Here is a 2,835-nt window from a genome sequence, read left to right as displayed (position 1 = left end):
GGTAAGTCCTCGCCCGAGCCCGTCGAGAGCGAGGTTGACGCAGAGGTTCTGCGAATGATTGCTGGGTGAGTCGTCTCAGCGCGACGGGCCGCGAGCCTCGGCCCAGAGGGAGACTTCGCCGTCCGGCTTCACGCGCAGTTCCCAGCGTCCCACGGCGCGGAGGTCGTCCGCGAAGTGCCGTCGCTTGCGCTCCACGAGCGCGTCCACCATCGCGCGCATCGTCGCCCGGCCGGGTTGGGGCATGGCCTCCAGCCGGCGGTAGACGTCAGGCAGCAGGTCCGGCTCTCCCCACTGCACCACCACCAGCGCATTCCAGACGGTGATGACCACCTGGAGGAAGCTCTGCTGCTGTTGCAGCGACGCGCCCGGTGGGAGCTGGGCGAGCAGCGGCGCGACGTACTCCAGGAGGGTTTCGGAAATCTTCGCGGCCATGGTTTCCCTTTCAACTGGCGGCCGCGTGCAGGTGGGGTAGCAGAGGCGGCTCGCCGTGGAGCGCCGCCAGCACGGCCGCGCGCAGGTAGGCCTTGGGCTCGATGCCGCACCGCTTCGCGGACTCCAGCAGGCTGTAGAGAATGGCGGCCACCTCGGTGCCCCGGCGGCTGCGGCTGCCGTAGTGATTCTTGCGGCCCACCACCGGCCCGCGCAGGGCCCTCTCGGTGGCGTTGTTGTCCAGGGGCACGAGTGCATTGTCCAGGAAGCGCGTCAGCCCCGGCCAGAGGTTTCCCAGGTAGCCCAGGGCCTTGCCCAGCGCGGACTCGGGCAGCGCGCGCACCTCGAGGGCCCACGCATGCAGGCGGGCCACCACCGGACGACTCCTCTCTTGGCGAAGCGCGTGCAGCCGCCCCACGTTGGGCGGGCCCGTCTGGTACTCGCGCTCCACCTGGTAGAGCTCGCCAATGAGTCGCACGGCGACGTCGGCCTCGGGCCCGCCGCACTCCAGGAATTTCCTGCGCACGTGGGCCCAGCAGTGCGCCACGTGGAAGCGTCCGGCGCTCTGCTTCGCCACCGCCGCGTAGACGGCGTAGCCGTCCGTTACCAGCACGCCCGAGAAGTCCTTCAAGAGTTCCCTGGCGGCCTCGGCGCCGCGGGTGTCCGCCACGCGGTAGACGACGGCGTGCGCGCTGGCCAGGGCCCACAGGTGCCACTTCGTCTGCCCCGGGCTGCCCAGGAGCGGCCAGCGCGTCTCGTCCGCGCCCAGCACCTGCCGACGCAGCTGCTCAAGCCAGAGTGCTTCCCACGTAGGCAGCAGCAGGCGGGCCAGCCTCAGCACCTGGTCCCAGAGTGTCTGGCTGTCCACCACCAGGCCCTCGCGCGCCATGGCCCGCACCTGCCGCTCCAGCGGCGCGTGCTCCAGGTACTTCTGCACGGCGACTTCCAGGGCGAAGTCCAGCGAGTAGCGTCCGCCGGGCTGAAGCTTCGGCGGGCCCAGCGCCGTCTCCACGCACCCGCCGCAGCCGCAGCGGTACTTCTGCCGGCGGTGGCGCTTGAGGACGAAGCGGCGCTCCACCACGTCGACTTCCTCGGCCTCCTCGTACTGGCCCGTCATGGCGGCCAGCGCGCCGCCGCACTGGGGGCACTGCTGGTCCGCCGCGTCCAGCAAGTGCACCACCTCTTCCACCGGCAGCGCCTGCTGGCGCGGCCCGTGGCCACGCTGGGACTTCGCTTCGGCGGGGGCGGGCGCGGCCGAGGGGCGCGGGCGCTTCTCGCTGGAGGGCCCGTAGAGGCAGTCGCGCGCCCGGGAGAGCTGCCGCTCCAACTCCACCAGCCGTAGCTGCAGCACTTCGGCCGCCTCGCCCTTCGCCGTCAGCAACTGGCGCGTCAGCTCCAGCACGCGGGACGTCAGGCGGCGATTCTCCGCCTCCAGCAGCAGCGCCGCCTGGCGCAGCCTTTCGACGTCCCTCTCGGTGGTGAGGCGCACCATGAAGGTAGTGCTGGTGCCACACCCCCTGGCAGGTTGCAAGCGACGTCAGCCTGCCGCCCGCGCCCGCGCGAATACCGTCACCGCCTCGGCCGCCCCCGGTGAGAGGCTTTGCCTTCCCAGCACCTCGCCCCCCTCGAAGAAGAGCGTCAGCTCTGGCAACGTCAGCGCCACCGGCGCCTCCCTCTGCGCGCGCTTCCATACCGCCGCGAAGCGGCCTTTCTCCAACCGCTTCGCGTACAGACACAGCCCCGTGCCGTCGAAGAAGAGGGCCTTGGCCCGCTTCCGGTTTCTGCCGACGAAAAGGAAGACGTCTCCGCCCAGCAAGTCGCGTCCCATGCCCTGCGTCACCAGCGCGGCCAGCGTGTCGAAGGACTTGCGCATGTCGCACGGGCGCGCGTACGCGTACACCGCCAGCCTGCGCGTGGTGCCCATCATCCCCCGAGCCCCTTCAGCACCTCCACCACCTGCGCCACGCTGAGGCCCTCCACCCGCACGCCCCCAGGCCCGTGCACCACCAGCACTCCCTCGGCCTCCTCCTCGCGCTTCACCGCCACCGCGTGGAAGGCCGCGGTGCTTGTCTCCGGCGACACTCGCGCCGGACGCCCGCGTCGCACAGGCCCGCCCTGCCGCCCCCACCTGGACAGCGTCCACGAGGACAGCCCCATCTCCCGCGCTGCTTCCTCTTGCGTCCCACCCTCCGCCTGACGCGCTCTCAAGTACGCCACCGCCCGCGCGCGGAAGTCCTCGTCGAATCTCCACCGTGTCCCACGGCTCCGCTGCCCCTCCACCTCCTGCTTCAGCTTCGCTGCCAGCTCCTTCAACTCCATGCCCACGCGCTCCTCCTGCTTCGAATCGAGCGCTCACCTCCGCACGTCATCCTCCTCCCGTCACGACGGGGTCGGGCGAGGAGGTAC

General features: G+C 71.1%; 4 protein-coding genes. All 4 read right to left on the bottom strand.

The features are described from left to right. Nucleotides 1–75: 75 nt before the first annotated feature. From D7X30_RS41280 to D7X30_RS41265, 4 genes are read right to left on the bottom strand one after another with little or no spacing between them, the layout of a single operon-like run. Nucleotides 76–432, bottom strand: a complete 357-nt coding sequence (locus D7X30_RS41280) for a hypothetical protein (protein WP_120568458.1) — start codon at nucleotides 430–432, stop codon at nucleotides 76–78. Nucleotides 433–442: 10 nt separating this feature from the next. Further along, nucleotides 443–1,921: an IS66 family transposase gene (locus D7X30_RS41275; protein WP_120568457.1), complete on the bottom strand. Its 1,479-nt coding sequence runs from the start codon at nucleotides 1,919–1,921 to the stop codon at nucleotides 443–445. A 45-nt stretch (nucleotides 1,922–1,966) separates the two neighbouring features. Continuing rightward, nucleotides 1,967–2,356 carry an IS66 family insertion sequence element accessory protein TnpB gene (gene tnpB / locus D7X30_RS41270; protein ID WP_120568456.1) on the bottom strand — a complete coding sequence of 130 codons (390 nt, stop codon included), beginning with the start codon at nucleotides 2,354–2,356 and terminating at the stop codon, nucleotides 1,967–1,969. After that, nucleotides 2,353–2,754: a hypothetical protein gene (locus D7X30_RS41265; RefSeq protein ID WP_120568455.1), complete on the bottom strand. Its 402-nt coding sequence runs from the start codon at nucleotides 2,752–2,754 to the stop codon at nucleotides 2,353–2,355. Before D7X30_RS41265 ends, tnpB begins: the two co-directional genes overlap by 4 nt. Nucleotides 2,755–2,835: the final 81 nt, after the last annotated feature.

The organism is Corallococcus sp. AB011P (genome assembly GCF_003611605.1).
Taxonomy (GTDB): Bacteria; Myxococcota; Myxococcia; order Myxococcales; family Myxococcaceae; genus Corallococcus; species Corallococcus coralloides.
Note: the sequence above shows the minus strand (reverse complement) of the source record. Positions and strands in the feature narration are given on the sequence as shown.

Bases quoted from the DNA above. Each gene is read 5' to 3' on its own strand.
- D7X30_RS41280 (WP_120568458.1), bottom strand. From the start codon at position 432: ATGGCCGCGAAGATTTCCGAAACCCTCCTGGAGTACGTCGCGCCGCTG.
- D7X30_RS41275 (WP_120568457.1), bottom strand. From the start codon at position 1,921: ATGGTGCGCCTCACCACCGAGAGGGACGTCGAAAGGCTGCGCCAGGCG.
- tnpB (WP_120568456.1), bottom strand. From the start codon at position 2,356: ATGATGGGCACCACGCGCAGGCTGGCGGTGTACGCGTACGCGCGCCCG.